Below are 535 nucleotides of genomic sequence, written 5' to 3' on the forward strand. Positions count from 1 at the left end.
CTTGAATTGCGTGTCCTCCCAACTGTTGATCGATGTGCGGTCATAGGTCGGCAGATGGCCGAGCACCTTTTGCAACTCCTGAATCGGCGGCTTGTTGCGGCCGGTCCCGACATTGACTGTCGAGTGAATGATCGGAAGGTTGTAGTTGACCGCCGCCTTCGCGACGCTGGTTATGTTGAAGACGAGTTCATCACGCGGCATCGAGCGGATCGAAGAAACCTGAACAGGTTGATAATCGATGATGATCAACGCCGAGTTTTCCGGGGTCAGTAGCTGATCGGTATGGGGGTTGCGGAGAGTCTCGCTTGCCATCGGCAAATCCTTTTCATGGGTGACGCACGTTTATGAATCAGGCCGGAGCCTGTGCGGGTGATGGATTCCGAGACATGTGCGAATGACGCCATGCCCGGAAAATCCATTGTGCTGTTCCCATGTTCGACGCAGTAGTAGCATTGCGCGACGTGCTGTGTCGCGAAAAGAGGAACGCAAGCGTGGATATCGAAGAACTGCAGACCTTCGTGGAAGTGGCTGATGC

At 54.6% G+C, this 535-nt stretch carries 1 pseudogene; it reads right to left on the reverse strand.

Annotation, left to right across the window (positions count from 1 at the left end):
* Window positions 1-312, reverse strand: a pseudogene (locus HT737_RS29415) (hydrolase); the annotation flags it as partial.
* Window positions 313-535: the final 223 nt, after the last annotated feature.

This window comes from Pseudomonas sp. MD195_PC81_125 (genome assembly GCF_014060985.1).
In the GTDB taxonomy this organism is placed as follows: domain Bacteria; phylum Pseudomonadota; class Gammaproteobacteria; order Pseudomonadales; family Pseudomonadaceae; genus Aquipseudomonas; species Aquipseudomonas parakoreensis.